At 73.9% G+C, this 15,118-nt stretch carries 9 protein-coding genes; 1 reads left to right on the forward strand and 8 read right to left on the reverse strand.

The features are described 5' to 3' along the window. Nucleotides 1-16: 16 nt before the first annotated feature. From IG94_RS0131320 to ccrA, 4 genes are all read right to left on the reverse strand, one after another. Nucleotides 17-2,800, reverse strand: a complete 2,784-nt coding sequence (locus tag IG94_RS0131320; RefSeq protein WP_169752414.1) for a helix-turn-helix transcriptional regulator — start codon at nucleotides 2,798-2,800, stop codon at nucleotides 17-19. A 400-nt stretch (nucleotides 2,801-3,200) separates the two neighbouring features. Then, nucleotides 3,201-4,061, reverse strand: coding sequence for a 3-hydroxybutyryl-CoA dehydrogenase (locus IG94_RS0131325; RefSeq protein ID WP_031045005.1), 861 nt, complete (start codon nucleotides 4,059-4,061; stop codon nucleotides 3,201-3,203). Further along, complete coding sequence (locus tag IG94_RS0131330; protein ID WP_031045007.1) at nucleotides 4,058-5,059, reverse strand: 3-oxoacyl-ACP synthase III family protein; 1,002 nt, start codon at nucleotides 5,057-5,059, stop codon at nucleotides 4,058-4,060. Before IG94_RS0131330 ends, IG94_RS0131325 begins: the two co-directional genes overlap by 4 nt. A 6-nt stretch (nucleotides 5,060-5,065) precedes the next feature. After that, entirely contained in the window at nucleotides 5,066-6,430 is a 1,365-nt protein-coding gene (gene ccrA / locus IG94_RS0131335; RefSeq protein WP_107060753.1) for a crotonyl-CoA carboxylase/reductase, read from the reverse strand. Between the two features lie 229 nt (nucleotides 6,431-6,659). Between ccrA and IG94_RS0131340 the strand changes: the two genes are divergently transcribed. Further along, nucleotides 6,660-7,754 (forward strand): cytochrome P450 family protein, encoded by a 1,095-nt coding sequence (locus IG94_RS0131340; protein WP_199790914.1) that lies wholly within the window; start codon nucleotides 6,660-6,662, stop codon nucleotides 7,752-7,754. Between the two features lie 66 nt (nucleotides 7,755-7,820). Here the strand turns inward: IG94_RS0131340 and IG94_RS0131345 are convergent, their stop codons facing one another. The 4 genes from IG94_RS0131345 to IG94_RS0131360 form a co-directional block, all read right to left on the reverse strand. Continuing rightward, nucleotides 7,821-8,702 (reverse strand): ROK family protein, encoded by an 882-nt coding sequence (locus IG94_RS0131345; RefSeq protein WP_031045011.1) that lies wholly within the window; start codon nucleotides 8,700-8,702, stop codon nucleotides 7,821-7,823. Between the two features lie 10 nt (nucleotides 8,703-8,712). Beyond that, nucleotides 8,713-9,939, reverse strand: coding sequence for an LLM class flavin-dependent oxidoreductase (locus IG94_RS0131350; protein ID WP_031045012.1), 1,227 nt, complete (start codon nucleotides 9,937-9,939; stop codon nucleotides 8,713-8,715). Further along, nucleotides 9,939-10,685, reverse strand: a complete 747-nt coding sequence (locus IG94_RS0131355; RefSeq protein WP_224220507.1) for an arylamine N-acetyltransferase family protein — start codon at nucleotides 10,683-10,685, stop codon at nucleotides 9,939-9,941. Before IG94_RS0131355 ends, IG94_RS0131350 begins: the two co-directional genes overlap by 1 nt. Before the next feature lie 46 nt (nucleotides 10,686-10,731). Further along, the coding region (locus IG94_RS0131360) for a type I polyketide synthase (RefSeq protein WP_043485098.1) at nucleotides 10,732-15,118 on the reverse strand (4,387 nt) is incomplete at its 5' end.

A 15,118-nucleotide genomic window follows, 5' to 3' on the forward strand; every position in this document is an offset into this window, starting at 1 on the left:
TGGGTCGGCGGTGGTGTCAGGCCGACCACGTGTCGAGCTGCCAGGGCAGTTCGTCCCGGCGCTTGACGTTGAGCTTCCGGAAGATCCGGGTGAGGTGCTGTTCGACGGTACTGGGTGTGATGTAAAGTTTCGCGGCGATCTCGTGATTGGTGTCGCCCTCGACGGCGAGCGCGGCGACCCGGATCTCCTGACCGGTCAGCAGGGACAGCTTCTCGTCCTCGTCGCGGGCCAGCCTCGCCGCCTTGGCCTCCTGGTCGTAGAGGGCGGCCTCGTCGCACAGTGGCCGCGCACCGGCGGCCTTGGCGAAATGCAGGGCGCGCCGCGCGGTGCGGCGGGCCTTGAGCTGGTCGCCGCCTTGCCGGAGGGCGACGCTGAGGTCGGTCAACGCGCGGGCCAACTCGTACTTGTCGCCGCAGTTCTTGAGCACGTCGACGGCGTCGGTGAGCAACTGCGGCCGGCGGGTGTCCCGGCTGACGCAGGCCAGCACCCGCATGGCCTGTCCACGGGCGCGTCCGCTGCTCGGCGGCAGCATGGCCAGCTGGTCGCGCAGCAGTCGACGTGCCTGGTCCGGGTTGCCGTGCCGGGACCACGCCTCGGCGGCGCTGGTCCGCCACGGCACCACGCCGACGCCGCCCGCTCCCCACCCCTCGGTCAGGCTGCCGCAGGCGAGGAAGTCCGCCAGCGCGGCCTGCGGCAGCCCGACGGCCAGCCGGTAGTGGCCACGGGCGTGCAGGAAGTGCAGGCCGTAGCGGCTGCGCAGCGCGCTCTTGGGCAGGGGCGAACCGAGCAGGCGCTTCGCGGCGGACAAGTCGCCCATGCGCACGGCCGCGTTGACCGCGCAGCCGACCGGTAGCCCGACAACGATGCCCCAGCCCTGGACCGGTATCTCGGCGAGTGCCGTGACGGCCTCGTCGTACGCCCCCGGCAGGTCGCCCTGCCGGAACAGGGCCTCGGCCCGGACGGCCCTGAACACCGCGTGCCACGTCGGCATCTCGGCGTCGCGGGCCTCGTCCAGCAGCCGGTCGGCGTGCGCGACGGCCTCTTCGAGGCGGTCGCCGTAGACCAGCGTGAGCAGTGCCAGCGCGGCGGTCTCCCCGCTCCACAGGGACTCGTGGTCGAGCGCCAGGGACTGGAGGACCCGTTCCGCGTCGGCCACGCCCTGATCGCTCGGCGCGCCGATCAGGCCCTCGGCCAGGCTCGATGCCGAGTGCAGCCACGGTTCCGCCTGGGCGGAGGAGGGCGGCGCCGTCACCGGCCCGCGGCTGAAGGTGTGTTTGGGGTACGTGAACGCCAACCAGCGCACCAGCTCGTTCACGTCTCCGCCGTCCGGCGTCCGGCCGACCGCGGACAGCAGCGGCTCGACGGCGTCGATGCGTCCGAACCACGCCGTCCGCCACGCCAGGTCGAGGGTGTCGCGCGCGCTCAGCCGCCCGGCCGCGCCGTCCTTCAGCTGCGACTGCACGTGCCGGGCCGCGGCGAGCGGCTTGAGGTGCCACTCCAAGCGGCTGAGCCGGGCGTCGACGACGGCGCGCGCCACCGGATCGCGTTCGGCGCGGCCGGCCAGCTTCACGCACTCCAGGGCGAGCCCCACGCGGTTGAGGGCGAGCGCCTCGCCGGCCGCGTCGAGCAGGAGTTCCGAGGCCCAGGGCAGTTCGTGCTCGTCGGCCTGGATCAACTGGTGAGCCACGTCCAGCGCCGGCGCCCCTTCGTCGTGCAGGAGCAGCGCCGCCCGGCGGTGCAGGCCGGCGCAGACCCCGGCCGGCATGTCGCGGAGCACCGCGCGGGCCGCCGAGGGGTGCCGGAAGGACTGCCCGTCGAGCAGGCCCGCGTTGGTGAGCGGCAGCAGGTCGACGTCCACGCGGTCGACGGCGGCCAGTTCGGCCACCAGCTCGGGTGTCGCCTGTTCACCGAGCGCCGCCAGTGCCCGGACCACCTCGACGGTCTCCGGCGGACAGCGGCGCAGGCACTCCACGAACGCCTGGGCGTATCCTTGCGGGTAGCCGGTACCGGTGGCCTCGTAGGCCCGGGAGAGGTACTCCAGTACGAGCGGGTTCCCCGCGCTGAGTGCGACGAGGTCGGCCGGGAGTGCCTCGGCCGCGGCTTCGCCCAGCCGGCGGGTGGCGGCCAGGCGCGCGCCGTCCTCGCTCAGCCGGTTCAGCACCACCCGCTGGAAGTTGGGCCGCATCAGCAGACCGGTGGGCATCCGCCAGTCGAGTGGCTGCCGGCTCTCGTCCGCGGTCAGGACCACGAGGACGCGGCCGGCGCTGGCGGTGGGAAGCAGGTGCAGCAGGGCGTGCAGGGAGTCGGTGTCGAGGTGATGGATGTCGTCGATGACGAGGAGGACCGGTACGGATTCGGCCAGATCGAGCAAGTCGGCTGCTAGTTCGGTCAGTTGGGACACCAGCGTCGGACCGTCGGCCCCGCAGCCGTCACGCAGCGCGGAGAGCCGACGGGCGACGGCGGTTCTGAAGAGGTGAGGGACCGCCACGTTGCGGAACATCCGGTCCAGGGTGTCGACGCTCAACGAGCGCTCGTCCGGCCGGATGTGGACTCCGAAGCATAAGACCCCCGACGATTCGGCCTGTTCCAGGAATCGCCAGACGAGCGCGGTCTTGCCCGTCCCGATCGCCCCCTCCACCAGAACCATCCGGACCCGGCCCTCGCTCGACCGGCGCAGTGCCGCGTCGAGCGCGGACAACGCCCTTTCCCGCTCGATGAGTTCGTCGACAGTGTCGTCGATGTGGTGGATCGCCGTCACCGCCTGCTGTCCACCACGAGGTCGTCCTACGGTCACGCTCATCACGCTCCTCAAGATCAAGCGGAACACACCCATCCCACTCGGTGCAATGTCCAGAAAGGCAGTCCACTGTGCCCCTGGTGGTAAACCGGCGACGGCTCGGCACCCGGGGTATTTCTGATCGACGAGGTGGTCCTGGAAGAGGGCGCGGGAAGCCGCCGGGGCCGTCGCGCCGCATACTGAAGTCGCTTGCTGCATAACTGAGTTGTCGGCCGGGTGTGACGGGATTCACCCGCCCTTGGAGGCACCCCGGGGACCACGCACGGGCATCCTCGGCGATCCCGCCGGGCCGGCGCCCGGGTGTCCCCCGCAGCGGGGTCTGCCCCGGCCGGTCCGGCCGGCGGCGTGGTGCCCCGCCGCGGGCCGGTTCCCGGTCGGCCCGGCCGTACCGGGGCCGGGCCCCTCAGGGGTAGGTGTGGAAGCCGCGTCCGCTCTTGCGGCCGGTCAGACCGCACTCGACCATGCGCAGCAGCAGGGTGGGCGGCGCGCACGCGGGGTCCCTGGACTCCGCGTACATCGCCTCGCCGACGGCGACGATCACGTCCAGACCGATCAGGTCCAGCAGCGCGAGCGGTCCCATCGGGTGGCCGCAGCCGAGCGTCATGCCCCGGTCCACGTCCTCGGCGTCGGCGACCCCCGCGTCCAGCATCCGCACGGCGCTGAACAGGAAGGGCACCAGCAGGGCGTTGACCATGAAGCCGGGCCGGTCCCCGACCCGGATCACCTGCTTGCCCAGGGTCCGGGTGACGAACTCCTCGGCCCGGTCCGAGGTCGCCGCCGACGTGCTCAGGGAGCCGATGATCTCGACCAGCGGCATGACCGGCACCGGGTTGAAGAAGTGCGCGCCGACCACGCGGCCCGGGTCGCGGGTGACGCTGCCCAGGCTCGCTATCGGGATGGACGAGGTGTTCGACGCCAGTACGGCGGCCGGGTCCTCGACCACCTCGTCCAGCACCCGGAACACGTCCTGCTTGGCCGGCAGCGACTCGGTGATCGACTCCAGCACGAACCGGCGGTCCGCCAGCGACTTCAGCTCGGTGCCGAACGACACCCGGGCCACGGCCGCGTTCCGCTCGGCCTCGGTGATCCGCCCCTTGGCCCACTGCCGGTCCAGCGACTGGGCCAGGCGGCGCTCGGCGCGCTCGGCCCCGGCCCGGCCGGACGCCACGACCCGCACGTCCGCGCCGGCCAGCGCGCACACCTGCACGAGTCCACCGCCCATCGTGCCGGTGCCGACCACGCCCACCCGTTCGATCGCGGTCATGCGGGGTCACCGCCCCAGCGGAGCAGGCCGTTGCCCACCGACATGCCGGCCCCGAACGCCGACAGCAGCACCAGCCCGCCCGGCTCGACCGTGCCCTCGCGGACGGCGTGGTCCAGGCCGATCGGCACGGAGGCGGCACCGGTGTTGCCGTACGTCTCGACCACCTGGACGAGCGGGGTGTCCGCCAACCCGCAGCGCGCCGCCAGTTCCCTGATGAGCACGGCGTTGGCCTGGTGCGGCACGAAGCAGTCGATCTCCTCGGCCCGCACGCCGGCTCCCGCGAGCAGCTTGTCCACGCCGGGCGGGATGTTCTCCAGCACGAACTCGCTGACCGCACGGCCCTGCATGCGCAGGTGGTGGCCGCCCTCGGCGACCGTCCCGGCCGACGCCGGCGATCTGCTGCCGCCCGCGGGGATGCGCAGCAGGTCCTGTGCGTCGCCGCGGGTGCTCAGGTCGATGCCGAGGATGCCGTGCCCGTCCTCGACGGCGCCGACGACCACCGCGCCGGCCCCGTCGCCGAGCAGCACGGCGGAGCGGCGGTCGGTGAAGTCCAGGAAGCGGGAGTACACGTCCGCGCCGATCAGCAGGACGTGCGCGCCGGGGCGCACGGCGATCAGGCCCCGGGCGGCCTCCAGGCCGTAGACGAAACCGGCGCAGACCGCGTTGAGGTCGAAGCAGGCGGCCGAGCCGGCGCCGAGCAGCTGCTGCACGACGCTCGCGGTGGGCGGCAGCGGCTGGTCGCCGGTGGACGTGCAGACGATGATGTGGTCGACCCGGTCGGCGGTGAGGCCCGCGTCCGCGAGGGCGGCCCGTGCGGCGCCGGCGGCGAGGTCCGAGGCGGCCTCGTCCGGGGCGGCGTAACGCCGGCTGCGGATACCGGTCTTGCGCAGGATCCATTCCGCACTGGTGTCCGGGATCAGGGCGGCGAGTTCGTCGTTGCCCACTTCACGCGCCGGGAGGTACGCCCCGGTGCCGAGGATGCCGATGGCAGAGGTCATCGTCGTCTACTCGCCTTCCCCGACGGCCGTCATGCCGCGCAGCGGGTTGAGCCGGTCGTCGCCGCCGACCCGGGCCCGCAGCTCGGGATCGGTGACTCCGAGTCCCGGCCGGTCGGCCTGGCACAGCACCGCGATCTTGCCGATGTGCCGGTTGTTCTGCACGATCCGGACCGCCTCGCCGACCTCGTCCATCGGGAAGACCGCGGACACCGTCGGCACGATCGCGCCCAGCTCGAACAGCCGGTTGCAGTCCCACGCCTCCTGGAGGTTGGCCACGTGGCTGCCGACCACCCGCTTGAGCTTCATCCACAGGTAGCGGTTGTCGAACACGTGCTGGTAGCCGGTGGAGGAGCCGCAGGTGACCACCACACCGCCCCGGCGCACCACGAACACCGAGACACCGAACGTCGCCCGGCCGATGTGCTCGAAGACGATGTCGGGGTCGCGGCCGGTGCGCTCGCGGATGATCGCCCCCAGCCGCTTGCCGATCCGGATGACCTCGTCCGGGTCGTCGGTGGGGTCGTCGGTCAGCCCGATCTCGGCGCGGTCGACGACGATGTCGCAGCCCAGCCGGCGTACGGCCTCGGCCTTCCGCGCGGAGCTGACCACCGCGACCGGCACACCGCCGCCGTTGCGCACCAGTTGCACGCCGTAGCTGCCGAGGCCGCCGGCCGCGCCCCAGACGAGGACCACGTCGCCCTGCTTCATGCGCGCGCCGCGCTCCCCGACCAGCATCCGGTACGCGGTGCTCGCGCACGCGGTGTTGGACGCCGCCTCCTCCCAGGTCAGGTGCGGCGGCTTCGGGATGAGCTGGCTCGCGCGGGCCACGGCGTAGTCGGCCATGCCGCCGAAGTTCGTCTCGTAGCCCCAGGCCAGCTGGTCCTCGCCGATCATGCCGTCCGCGTGCGTGCCGGGATCCTGCTCGTCCACGTACGCGGCGCTGACCACCACGTGGTCGCCGACGCGCCAGCGGCGCACGCCGGAGCCGGTCCGGACCACCACGCCGGCCGCGTCGGAGCCGAGCACCTGGTGGGGCAGGTCGTGCCGGGCGGCCCAGCCGCCCCGGCGGCCGAACTTCTCCAGGAATCGAAAAGGTGACACCGGTGCGAACTGCGCCGACCACACGGTGTTGTAGTTCACGGAACTTGCCATCACGGCTATCAGCACCTCGTCGGGCGCTAATTCCGGCATGGCGACCGGACCGACGCGAAGTGACTTCCGGACGTCTTTGTCCGAAAGATCCGAGAACATTGCCTCGTCCTCGGCGCAGATGTGTACGGCTCTGAATTCCGCCGGCAGATCAGCGCCTACGTTCTCCTCCGCCGACACGGCGTCGGCCGGCGCGTCCGTTAGCGAGCCCACTGCCACCATCCTCATTTCAGGGGTTGACAGGCCAACACTGCGCTTGCGGGCGTCGTCGGAACAACCCCCTAACCGGTCGCCGGAAACCCCCTCACTTCACTGCGGGGCGCCAATTGCCCCGGTATCCCGTTGCTAGCATCGCGCCGTGACCGAAATAGAGAGCGAGCATTTTCCGATCTTCGATCCACAGTCCATTGCGGCGGAACGCAACCGGCACGTTCCGCCGAGGCGTGTGAGCATGAACGGAATGCCGGTGTGGCTGGTGTCGCGGTACGACGAGGTGCGGGAATGCCTGTCGAATCCGGCGCTGAGCCCGCCTGCGGCGTTCGCCGCCGAGCAGGGGCAGGCCACGCCGCTGAGCGGACTGTTCGAGGACACCGTGATCGGCAGCAATCCGCCGACGCACACCCGGCTGCGCCAGCCGCTGACCAAGGTGTTCAACATCCGCCGGGTGGACCAGCTGCGGCCGCGGATCCAGGAGGTCACCGACTCCCTGCTGGACGAGGTCGCCGCCGACGGCGGTGCCGACCTGGTGCCGGCGCTGGCCGTGCCGCTGCCCCTGCTGGTGATCTGCGAGCTGCTGGGCGTCCCGACCACCGACCGGGAGCTGATCCACCGCAACGCGCAGGCGATGCTGGCCTCCGGCTTCGACCCGGAGGCGATCGCCGCCTCGCAGGCCGCCGCCGCGGAGCTGTGGTCGTACATGGCGGACCTGACGGAGCGCAAGCGCCGCTCCCCCGGCAACGACCTGGTCAGCGATCTGGTCGCGGCCAGCGACGAGGAACGCCTCAGCGAGCGTGAGCTGGTGGCCGGCTGCCGGGCCCTGGTGATCGCCGGTTACGAGCTGACCAGCGGCTTCATCGGCAACGCCCTCCACTCCCTGCTCTCCCGGCCCGAGGTGGCCGCGGGGCTGCGGGAGCGGCCGGAGATCGACCTGCGCGGGGTGGACGAACTGCTGCGGCACGACGGCCCCGGCCAGTTCAACGTGCGGTTCGTCAACGTGGACTTCGCGCTCGGCGGGGTGGACATGCACCCCGGTGACCAGGTGCTGCTCGACCTGGAGGCGGCCAACACCGACCCGAGCCGGTACGTGGACGGCAAGGAACTGGACCTCACCCGGGACTCGGCCATGCACGTCCAGTTCGGGTACGGCATCCACTTCTGCGTCGGCGCGCCGCTGGCCCGGGTGGAGGGCGAGATCGCCATCAACACGCTGTTCCGGCGGTTCCCGGACATCGAGCTGGCCAAGCCGGCCGACGAGATGGCCCGCAACGCCAACCCGTTCCAGCGTTCGCTGTCCGAGCTGCCGGTGCGGTTCTCGCCGCGCGGCTGAGCGGTCCGCGGCCGGGCACCCCGCAGCCGAGCGGTCCGCCGCCGGGCTGTGGGGTGCCCGGTGCCGTCAGGCCAGTCCCCTGGCGGCCAGTACGGCACCGTGCAGCGAGGAGAGCCCGCCGAGCGCGGCGGGGCGGACCGGCGGGGTCGGGTGACCGGGCCGGGCCAGCTCCGCCACCCGGTCGGCGACGCCGGTCACGAAGCCGGGCAGGCCCGCCGCGAAACCGCCCCCGACCAACAGGAGTTCGGGCCGGACCAGTTCGGCCGCACCGACCAGCGCCGTCGCCAGGACGGCGGCGGCGTGGTCGAGCGCCGCGCACGCCCACGGTGCGCCGGCGGCCCGCCCGCGCACCAGTTCGTCGTACGTCACCTCGCGTCCCAGCGTCCGGGCGGCGGCCCGCAGCACCGCCGGGCCGGACGCTTCCGCCTGCAGGCAGCCCCGGCGTCCGCAGGCGCACGGCGGTCCCGAGCGGTCCACCACGACGTGCCCGAGTTCGCACGAGCCGCGGTCCGGGCCCGGCAGGGACCGGCCGCCGGAGACGATGCCGCCGCCGATTCCGGTGCCCACGCCGACGTAGACGGCGTCGCGCACGCCGGCGGCCGCCGCTTCGGCGACGGCGGCCAGGTCGCCGTCGTCGCCGAAGCGGGCACCGGTCGCGGGGAACAGGTCGCGGAGCAGTGCGCGCAGGTCGAGTCCGGTCCACCACGGCCGGTTCGGCCAGGCGGACACGATGCCGCCGGCGTCCACGGTGGCCGGCAGCGCGATGCCGACCCCCCGCAGCCGGGACCGGCCTCCGGTCATGTCCTTGATGTGTGCCGTCAGTTCGCACACGTCGTCGGCGCGACGGGAGGCGCCGCTCCACCGGAAGGACGTCTCCCGGACGGCGCCGTCGGACGACTCGGCGCGCAGCGCGACCTTGCTGCCGCCGATGTCGATGCCCAGGTGGATGGCGTCCTCCTCAGTGCTTGCTGCGCGGCAGCACCCGGTAGCCCGGGTCGGCGGTCCGGGCCGGCTCGCGCCGGGCCAGGGCGGCGTCGACGGCCGGCCGCAGGCGCTCCGCCTTGCGCAGTTCCGCCTTGTCGTGCCGGTCCTTGAACTCGGGCATCACCTCGGTGGCGAACAGTTCCAGCGACTCGCACACGTCCTCGTGGCGCATGCCGCCGCCCTGCACCAGGAAGATCGCCTGGTCCAGTCCGGCCTCCTCGTGCCGGCGCAGCAGTTCGCGGATCTGCTCCGGGGTGCCGATGGCGCCGCGGGCCGGATTGCCCAGCGGGCCGCCGAGCCTGCCGAAGGCGGCCCGGTCCATGCCGCGTTCGGCCCGCTCCCGCTGGAAGACCTCCCACACGTCGGTGCGGCCGGGCGAGGGGCTGCCGAAGCCGCCGTAGTAGCCGAGCCCGAAGTTGAAGAACTGGATGCCGTCCACGGCGCGGTCCACGGCGGTGGCCTCGTCGCGGTGGCACATCATCGGGATGGTCGCGGCGATCTGCGCGTTGACCGCGAACCCGGCGGGCACGCACTCCTCGGACGCGATGCCCTCGTAGTAGGTGTCGACCCACTTGCGGGTCTCCGCCGGCCCGAAGAAGGAGAAGTTCAGCGCGCCGAGCCCCCGGTGGGCGGCCAGCCGGATGGCGTCCCGGTTGCCGCAGGCCATCCACATCGGCGGGTGCGGGCGCTGCACCGGCTTGGGCAGCACGTTGCGGACCGGCATCGACACGTACTCGCCGTCGTAGCCGGCGAACGGCTCCTCCACGAACATCCGGGCGGCCGCGTCCACCGCCTCCGCCCACTGGTCCCGCTTCGTGGCCCGCTCGATGCCGAAGCCCAGCAGTTCGGTCGGTGTGGTGGACTCGCCGGTGCCGAACTCGACCCGCCCGCCGGAGAGTATGTCGAGGGTGGCGATCCGCTCGGCCACCCGGGCGGTCGGGTTGAACGCCGGCGGCATCAGCATCACGGCGTGCCCGATGCGGATGGTCCGGGTGCGCTGGCTGACCGCCCCCAGGAACACCTCGGACGCGCTCAGGTGGGAGTACTCCTCCAGGAAGTGGTGCTCGGGGCACCAGACGTTGTCGAAGCCGAGCCGGTCGGCCAGTTCGATCTGGTCGAGGACCTCGTGGAAGAGCCGGCTCTCCGCGTCCGGCCCCCAGGGCCGGGGCAGTTGCATGCCGAACAGCAGACCGAACCTCATTACTTGCGGCCCTCCCAGTAGGTGTCGACGACGTGCTGCTCGTCGGCCGGGTCGCGCAGCAGCCTGGTCTGCTCGACGCCGTCCTCGACGAGGGTGAAGAGGTTCTTGGTGAGGGTGACCTGGCCGCCCGGCACGGCCCGGCGCCGGCGGCGCACCGAGGCGAGCACGCCGGGGCCCTGGCCCTCGCCGACGCCGTCCCAGTCCTTCGCGGTGCGCGGCCGGGTGGTGAAGCGGAAGGTCATCCGCCAGTCCTTGCCCTTGGGGCGGGTCTGCACCACGTGGTAGCCGTCCTGCTCGATCAGCCGGAACGCGCAGCCGTCCTGCTCCTGCACGCCGGGGGCGAAGCGCAGCGGTTCGACGAAGCTCACCCCCGCGTGGCCGACGTCGGCCAGCCACCGGTCGCCGTCGAGGTCGACCAGCGTCAGCATGTGCTCCGGGTCCGGGTAGAACACGTTGCCGGGTATCCAGGTCCCGCCGGCCACCACGGTCGTCCGGAAGCCGAGACCGGCGAGGAGCCGTTCGAACAGGGTGTTGAGCTGGAGGCACATGCCGCCCTGCTCGCCGAGGACGACGTTGTCGAACGTGTCGTCCAGATCCATGTCGGCCATGTTGTCCGGGTTGATCCGCAGCGCGTGCAGGGTGTCGTACTGCACCCGGCTCAGGTGCCTGCGGTGCAGGTCCCGCAGCGTCTGGAGGGTCGGCCCCGGCCGCTTGGCGCAGCCGAGGTGTGTCAGGTACTCGTCCACCGTGAACACGGTCGGTCCCCTCTGTCGGGTCGGTCGGGACGCCCGGTCACCGGGACGCCAGCTCGTGCCGCAGCTGCTCGCCGAGCAGCCGCAGCGTGGGATGGTCGAAGACGAACGTGGCCGGCAGCCGCAGTCCGGTGCGCGCCGCCAGCCGGTCCCGTAGCTCCACGGCGGTGAGCGAGTCGAAGCCGAGGTCGGTGAAGACCAGCTCCGGGTCGAGGGACGCCGGCGAGCCGTGGCCCAGCACCCGGGCCGCCTCGGCGCGTACCAGGTCGAGCAGGATCTCGTCCTGCTCCGGCTCGGGCGCGGCGGCCAGACGCGCCGCGAACGCCTCGGTGTCCACCCCCGCGCCGGCCGTCCGGCGGGGGCGGCGCACCAGGGAGCGGAGTACGGGCGTGAGCCGGCCGTCGGCCGCCCGGTCGGCCAGGGCGGCGAAGTCCAGGCGCATCGGCAGCACCACGGGTTCGTCCAGCCGCAGGGCCGCGTCGAACAGGGCCAGCCCCTCCTCGGGGTCGAGGCCCGCCGCGCCGCCGCGGCCGAGCCGGTCGCGGTCGGTGTCGCCGAGGCGGGCCGTCAGGCCGGCGGTCTGCTTCCACAGGCCCCAGGCCATGGACACCGCCGGAAGCCCCTCCGCCCGCCGGCGCAGCGCGAGCGCGTCGAGGTAGGAGTTGGCGGCGGCGTAGTTGCCCTGGCCCGGGTTGCCGAGCACGCCCGCGCCGGAGGAGAACAGCACGAACGCCGTGAGGTCCAGGTCGCGGGTCAGCTCGTGCAGGTGCACCGCGGCGTCGATCTTCGGCCGGAACACGGCGTCCAGCCGCTCGGGCGTCAGCGCCGTGGTGACGCCGTCGTCGAGCACCGCGGCCGCGTGCACGACCGCGGTGAGGGGTGCGTCGGCCGGGACCGACGCGAGGAGCGCGGCGAGCTGCTCCCGGTCGGCCGCGTCGCAGGCGGCGACGCGGACCTTCGCGCCGAGCGCGGTCAGCTCCGCCTCCAGTTCCTCGGCCCCGTCGGCGTCGGGGCCGCGCCGGCCCGCCAGTACGAGGCTGCGCACGCCGTGCGCGGCGACCAGGTGCCGGGCGACCAGCGAACCGATCGCGCCGGTGCCGCCGGTGACCAGCACCGTGCCGGCGGGGTCGATCGGGTCGGGCCGCGCCGCGGTGGCGGCGGCCCGCCGCACCCGGCGGGCCAGCACCCGGCCCTCGCGGACGGCCACCTGGGGCTCGTCCGCCTCGATCATCGCGGGCAGTACCGCGTCCACCGGCTGCCCGCTGTCGACGAGCAGGATCCGGCCGGGGTTCTCGGCCTGCGCCGAGCCGACCAGCCCCCACACCGCCGCCCGGACCGGGTCGGGCCGCTCCGTGGCGACGGCGCCGTTGGTCCGCACCACCAGACGGGTGCCCTCCAGGGCCGGTTGCGCGAGGAATTCCCGCAGGATCGCGAGCACGTGTCCGGTGGCCTCCCGGACGTCGCCGGCCTCCACGTCGAGCAGCAACGCGGCCCGGCCGTGGCCCGAGTCGGCCCGGCTTCGTACGTCTTCCACGGTGGACACCGGGGCCGGTCCGACGGCGGGGCGGTCGGTCGCCGCCGGGATCTCCGCCCAGCCGTCCAGAAACACGCGGTCGGCCACCGGTGCCGCGGCGAGCCGACCGGGATCCACCGGCCGGGAGACCAGCGACCGCACGGAGGCGACGGGGGCGCCGGTGGCGTCGGCCAACCGGACGCTGATCGCGTCGTCGCCGTCCGGGGCGACGCACACCCGCAGCATCGACGCGCCACCGGCGTGCAGTTCCACGCCGCGGTAGGCGAACGGCAGCAGCGCGGGCACGTCGCCCTCCCTGTCCCGGAACGCCGTCGCGTGCAGGGCGGCGTCGAGCAGCGCCGGGTGCAGTCCGAAGCGCCCCGCGTCGGCCCGCGGGCCGTCCGGCAGCGCCACCTCGGCGTAGACCGTGCCGCCGAGCGTCCACGCCGCCCGCAGGCCCTGGAACGACGGCCCGTAGCGGTAGCCGGCCCCGGCGAGGTCGGTGTACAGGCGGGCTACCCGGTCGGCGTCGACCGGCTCCGCGCCGGCGGGCGGCCACTGGGCCAGGGAGAACGCGGCCGGTGCGCGGGACGGCGTGACGGTGCCGCCGGCGTGCCGGGTCCAGGCGGCACCGGGACCGGCGTCGGCGGCCCGGCCGTGCACCGTCACCGTGCGCCGGCCGTCCGCGTCCGCCTCCCCCACCTGCACCTGGAGGTCCACCTCCCGGTCGGTCAGCGGCAGGGGAGCCTCGAACACCAGCTCGTCGAGGACACCGCAGCCCACCTCGTCGCCGGCCCGGATCGCCAGTTCCACGAACGCGGCGCCCGGCAGCAGGGCCGTGCCGGCGGCGACGTGGTCGGCCAGCCACGGCTGCCCGCGCAGCGACAGCCTCGACGTGAACAGGACGCCGCCCGAGCCGGGCAGCTCCGCCATCGCCCCGAGGAGCGGGTGGCCGGCACCGGCCAGTCCGGCCGAGGCGACGTCCAGCGGCCGGCCGGTGTCGAGGAGCCAGTAGTGCTCGTGCTGGAACGCGTAGGTGGGCAGTTCGACCGGCGGCGCGGTCGGGCCGTCCAGCCACGTCGACCAGTCCACCGGCGCGCCGCGCGTGTGGGCGGTGGCCAGCGCGCCGAGGACCGACCGCCCCTCCTCCGCGCCCGGGCGCAGGCTCGGCACGAACGCGACCCGGCCGCCGTCGTCGAGGCAGGCCCGGCCCATCGCGGACACCGTGCCGTCCGGCCCCAGTTCCAGGACCGTCCGCACGCCGTGGGCGACCAGGGCGTCCACGCAGTCGGCGAACCTGACCGTGGCACGGGCGTGCTCCACCCAGTAGTCGGGCGAGGTCAGCCGGTCGGCGGTCGCGATCCGGCCGGTCACGCCGGACACCACGGGCAGCTGCGGCTCGTGGTACGTCAGGGTGGCCAGTACGGCCCGGAAGTCGGCGAGGGCGGGCTCCATCCGCGCCGAGTGGAAGGCGTGGCCGACTTCCAGCCGCTTGGTGCGGACGCCGTCCGCGGCCAGCGCCTCGCCGACGGCCAGTACCGCGTCCTCGTCGCCGGAGAGCACCAGCGACCGGGGGCCGTTGACGGCCGCGATGTCGACGCCCGGCCCGAGCAGGGGCCGCACCCGGTCCTCGTCCGCCGCCACGGACACCATCGCGCCGCCGTCCGGCAGCGCCTGCATCAGCCGGCCGCGGGCCGCCACCAGCGCCGCCGCGTCCGGCAGCGTCAGCACCCCCGCCGCGTGCGCGGCGACGATCTCGCCCAGCGAGTGCCCGCCCAGGATGTCGGGCCGCACGCCCCACGACTCCCACAGGCGGAACAGGGCGACGCCCAGGGCGAACAGTCCGGCCTGCGCGTACACCGTCCCCCGGAGGTTCCTGGCGGCGGCCGGGGACTCGCCGAGCACGGTGTCCCGCAGCGTGTGCGAGACGTGGCCCTCGAGGTGCCGGTCCAGAGCGGCGCAGGCCTCCTCGAAGGCGTCCTGGAACACCGGGAACCGGCCGAACAGTTCGCGTCCCATGCCCACCCGCTGGCTGCCCTGGCCCGGGAAGACCATGGCCAGGCGGCCGGCTCCGGAGGCGTTGCCGACCACGACGTCGTCGCCGCCCAGGGCGCGCAGCCCGGCCAGGGCGGCGGCCCGGTCGCCGGCCAGCACGACCGCCCGGTCCGGCAGGGCGGTCCGGTTGGCGGCCAGGGCGCGGGCCACGGCCGGCGACGCGGGGTCCGGCCCGTCGTCCAGCCAGGCCGCCAGTCGCTGTGCCTGCGCGGCCAGCGCGGCCTTCCCCCGCGCCGACACCAGGAGCGGGACCGGCAGTTCGGGGTGGCGCAGCGTCGCCTTCCCCGGCAACGGGGTGTCGGCCTGTTCGAGGATCACGTGGGCGTTGGTGCCGCTGACCCCGAACGCCGACACGCCGGCGCGGCGCGGCCGGTCCAGCTCGGGCCAGTCCTGCCGGGCGGTCAGCAGCTCGACCGCGCCCGCCGACCAGTCCACCTGCGGCGTCGGCGCGTCCACGTGCAGGGTCTGCGGCAGGATCCCGTGCCGCAGGGCCATCACCGTCTTGATCACACCGGCGACTCCGGCGGCCGCCTGGGCGTGCCCGATGTTGGACTTCAGCGACCCGAGCCGCAGCGGTTCCTCCCTCCCGCGGCCGTAGGTGGCCAGGATCGCCTGAGCCTCGATGGGGTCGCCGAGCACCGTGCCGGTGCCGTGCGCCTCGACCGCGTCGACGTCCGCCGCGGAGAGCCGCGCGTTGGCCAGCGCCTGCCGGATCACCCGCTGCTGCGACGGACCGCTCGGCGCGGTCAGCCCGTTGGAGGCGCCGTCCTGGTTCACCGCCGTACCCCGTACGACGGCCAGCACCCGGTGCCCCAGCCGCTGGGCGTCGGAGAGCCGCTCCACGAGCAGCACGCCGGCG

Origin of the sequence: Streptomyces olivaceus, from assembly GCF_000721235.1 — a bacterium.
Lineage (GTDB): Bacteria > Actinomycetota > Actinomycetes > Streptomycetales > Streptomycetaceae > Streptomyces > Streptomyces olivaceus.

What these genes read in the sequence shown, in the direction of transcription:
- IG94_RS0131325 (WP_031045005.1), bottom strand. Translation starts at nt 4,061, where the DNA reads ATGACCGCGATCGAACGGGTGGGCGTGGTCGGCACCGGCACGATGGGC.
- ccrA (WP_107060753.1), bottom strand. Translation starts at nt 6,430, where the DNA reads ATGGTGGCAGTGGGCTCGCTAACGGACGCGCCGGCCGACGCCGTGTCG.
- IG94_RS0131330 (WP_031045007.1), bottom strand. Translation starts at nt 5,059, where the DNA reads ATGACCTCTGCCATCGGCATCCTCGGCACCGGGGCGTACCTCCCGGCG.
- IG94_RS0131320 (WP_169752414.1), bottom strand. Translation starts at nt 2,800, where the DNA reads ATGAGCGTGACCGTAGGACGACCTCGTGGTGGACAGCAGGCGGTGACG.
- IG94_RS0131350 (WP_031045012.1), bottom strand. Translation starts at nt 9,939, where the DNA reads ATGAGGTTCGGTCTGCTGTTCGGCATGCAACTGCCCCGGCCCTGGGGG.
- IG94_RS0131340 (WP_199790914.1), top strand. Translation starts at nt 6,660, where the DNA reads ATGAACGGAATGCCGGTGTGGCTGGTGTCGCGGTACGACGAGGTGCGG.